This window comes from Hymenobacter agri, from assembly GCF_054778495.1.
In genome coordinates, this window is record NZ_BAAGZM010000476.1 from 1 (window position 1) to 3,415 (window position 3,415).

A 3,415-nucleotide genomic window follows, 5' to 3' on the forward strand; every position below is an offset into this window, starting at 1 on the left:
CCCAGCACCTACGGGGCCAACTACCGCTGGGTGCACTACCTGAACTACCGTTAGGTGCCGGCCCCGCGCCCGCGGGGCGGCGGCTACTGCGGCACCGCCGTGCCGTTGGCCTGCAGCACTTGGCTCAGAAATAGCACCTGGTAGGGCAACGCCGCCTGCCAGTAGGGCCAGGTATGGCCGCCGGGGCGCTCGGTGTAGTCGTGGGGCGTGTGGTTGTACACCAGCCGGCGGTGCAACTCGCGGTTGATGTCGATGAGACCGTCGTCGACGCCGCAGTCGAATATGAGGGGCAGGCCGTTGCGATGCAGCACGTCGGCCATGTTCACCACCGAGTTGGCGCTGAAAAACGCGGGGTTATCGGCTTCGCTGCCCAGCACGGGGAGCAGGTTTTTGTTGCGCCAAGCGGTTTCCTCGGGCGTGAAGCGGCGGTTGGCGCTGCTCAGCTCCAGCGCGCCGCTCATGCTGCCGGCGGCGCAGTATAGGTCGGGGTGGCGGGCCGAGAGGTAGAAGGCCCCGAAGCCGCCCATCGAAAGGCCCGTGATAACGCGGCCCCGGCGGTCGGGCACGGTACGGTAGGCCTGGTCGATGGCCGGGATGACTTCTTTGGTGAGGTGGGTTTCGAACTGGCTGTCGGCCTTCACCGGGCTGTCGATATAAAAGCTGAAGGTTTCGCCCTCGGGATTCACGATAATGAGGTTGTACTGGTCGGCCAGGCGGGGCAGCAGCTGCTTATCAGCAGTGTTTTTTAGCCAGTCGTTGAAATGGCCGTAGGCGCCGTGCAGCAGGTAGAGCACCGGGTAGCGAGCCTTTTTATTTTTGGCGTAGGAAGCCGGCAGCACCACGGCGGCGCGGTAGGTTTTATGCATGGCTGCGCTGGGAATGGCCAGCGTATCGACGCGGGCCGCGCGGGCCGCGTTGGCCGTGAGCAGGAACAGGGCGAGGAGTAGGAGGGGGCGCATGGGGCGGGGAGGGATAAGAATAGGTGTAGGAAAATAATGAACGTTATGCTGAGCATTCCGCGCATCAAGCGGCGAGTGCAGCCGCAGTCGAAGCATCTTTACCGCAGTAGTAAATGAATTGCGTTGCGCGGTAGAGATGCTTCGACTGCGCTCAGCATGACGTTCAGTACACGTCGCATGACGTGCCTGCCGCCGCAAACGTACCTTTGTCGCTTCCTCGTTTGCAACTATAAAGCAATGAAAATCCGCTTACTACTTATTGCATTATTGGCTGGCTGGAGTAGCGCGTGGGCTAATCCGCTCACCTTTCGGGTCGATATGGGTACTACGGCCGTGCCCGCGGGCGGCGTGCACGTGGCCGGCAACTTCCAGGCTGCCGCCGGCTTCGGGGCCGATTGGAATCCCGCCACCACCGCCCTCACCGATGCCGACGGCGACCACGTGTGGGAAGCCACCGTGAACGTGCCGTCCGGCACCTACCTGTATAAGTTCGTGAACGGCAGCGGCTGGAACACGTCTGAAATCGTGCCCGGCACCTGCGGTATTACTGATGCCAGCGGCAACGTGAACCGGCAGGTGGTGGTGGGCGGCTCGGCCGTGCGCCTGCCCATCCTGCCCTTCGCCGGCTGCGCCCCGCAGCTGCGCTTCGCCGTGGATATGACCGGGCAGCCCGTGGCCCGTACCGGCGTGCACGTGGTGGGCAATTTCCAGGCCCTGGCCGGCTACGGCGCCACCAACGACGCCACCGCCCTGCCCCTCACCGACGATAATAATGATGGCATCTACGAGGTAACGATTGCATTGCCGGCCCCCGGCGTGTTTCAGTACCGCTTCGTGAACGGCAATACCCTGGCCGGGGCCGAAAACGTGCCCGCCGCCTGCGGCACCGCCGATGCCAGCGGTACCCTGCTGCGCGTGGTGAACGCCACGGCCGCCGTGAACACCACACCGAGCTACTGCTTCGGCACCTGCACGGCCTGCAACGGGGCCACGCTCACCAGCTACCCAACTTATTGGTGGAATGATGCGGTGTTCTACGAAGTATTCGTGCGCAGCTTCTACGACAGCAACGGCGACGGCAAGGGCGACTTCGCGGGCCTTACGCAGAAGCTTGACTACCTGAATGACGGCAACCCCGCCACCACCACCGACCTGGGCATCACCGGCCTCTGGCTGATGCCCATCATGGAATCGCCCAGCTACCATGGCTACGACATCACCGATTATAAGGCCGTGGAGCCCGATTATGGCACCATGGCGCAGTTCGATGCTTTCCTGGCCGCCGCCCACCAGCGCGGCATCAAGGTTATTCTCGATATGGTACTGAACCATTCGTCCAGCCAGCATCCATGGTTCACACAGTCAGCCAGCAGCGCCAGCAGCACCTACCGCAACTGGTACCTGTGGTCGCCCACCGATTTGGGCTACGGGCCGTTTGGCGGCAGCGGCTGGCACCCGCGCAACGGCCAGTATTTCTACGGCGCATTCTGGGACGGCATGCCCGATTTGAACTGGCGCAACCCCCAGCTGCGCGCCGCGATGTGGGATGCTGACCGGTTCTGGCTGCGCCGGGGCGTTGACGGTTTTCGCCTCGACGCCGTGCGCTACCTCGTGGAAAACGGCAGCACCACCGCCGACACGCCCGAAACCCTCGGCGTGCTGGAAGAATTTCACGACTCGCTGAAAGCCGTGAACCCGGCCGCGCTGTCGGTGGGCGAGGCCTGGACAAACACCAGCGCGGTGGTGCCCTACGTGCGCAACAACCGGCTCGACCTCTGCTTCGAGTTCGACCTGGCCAGCAGCATCATCGGGGCCGTGAGCACGGGCAGCCCCACGGCGCTGCGCACCCAGCTTAACCTCGTTACGAGCCTCTACCCGCGCCTGCAATACGCCACCTTCCTCACCAACCACGACCAGAACCGCGTGTTCGACGGCTTGGGCAGCAACGTGGCCCGCATGAAGCAGGCGGCGGCGCTCTACCTCACCATGCCCGGCGTGCCCTTCATCTACTATGGCGAGGAAATCGGCATGGCCGGCACCGGCCCCGACGAAGACAAGCGCAAGCCCATGCAGTGGACGGCCGGCAGCCAGGCCGGTTTCACCACCGGCTCGCCTTGGCGCGGCATCAATACCAATTTCGGTACCTACAATGTGGCCACCGAGCAGGCCGACCCTAACTCGCTGCTGAGCCACTACCGCAAGCTCATCAGCCTGCGCACCGCCAGCGAAACCCTGCGTAGAGGCTACTATTTGCCCGCCATCTCGTCGGCCACTTCGGTGCTGGCCTACGCCCGCGTCTTCAACCAGGAAGCCACCCTCATGGCTGCCAACGTGGGCAGCAGCGCCGTCAGCAGCTCTACGCTCTCGCTCACGATGTCGACGCTGGCCGCCGGCACCTACCAGGTAACGGAGCTGTACAGCGGCCAAGCCGCCGGCACCGTCACGGTGAACGTGCA

2 protein-coding genes are annotated in these 3,415 nt (G+C 64.0%); one reads left to right on the forward strand and one right to left on the reverse strand.

From position 1 onward, the window contains the following. Positions 1 to 83: 83 nt before the first annotated feature. The gene (locus ACYVDE_RS17885) at positions 84 to 959 is read right to left on the reverse strand and encodes an alpha/beta hydrolase (protein WP_460502914.1); all 876 of its coding nucleotides are present in this window, start codon (positions 957 to 959) and stop codon (positions 84 to 86) included. Positions 960 to 1,277: 318 nt separating this feature from the next. Here ACYVDE_RS17885 and ACYVDE_RS17890 point away from each other — a divergent pair. Further along, on the forward strand, positions 1,278 to 3,415 hold a 2,138-nt coding region (locus ACYVDE_RS17890; RefSeq protein ID WP_460502915.1), incomplete at its 3' end, for an alpha-amylase family glycosyl hydrolase.

Bases quoted from the DNA above. Each gene is read 5' to 3' on its own strand.
- ACYVDE_RS17885 (WP_460502914.1), bottom strand. From the start codon at position 959: ATGCGCCCCCTCCTACTCCTCGCCCTGTTCCTGCTCACGGCCAACGCG.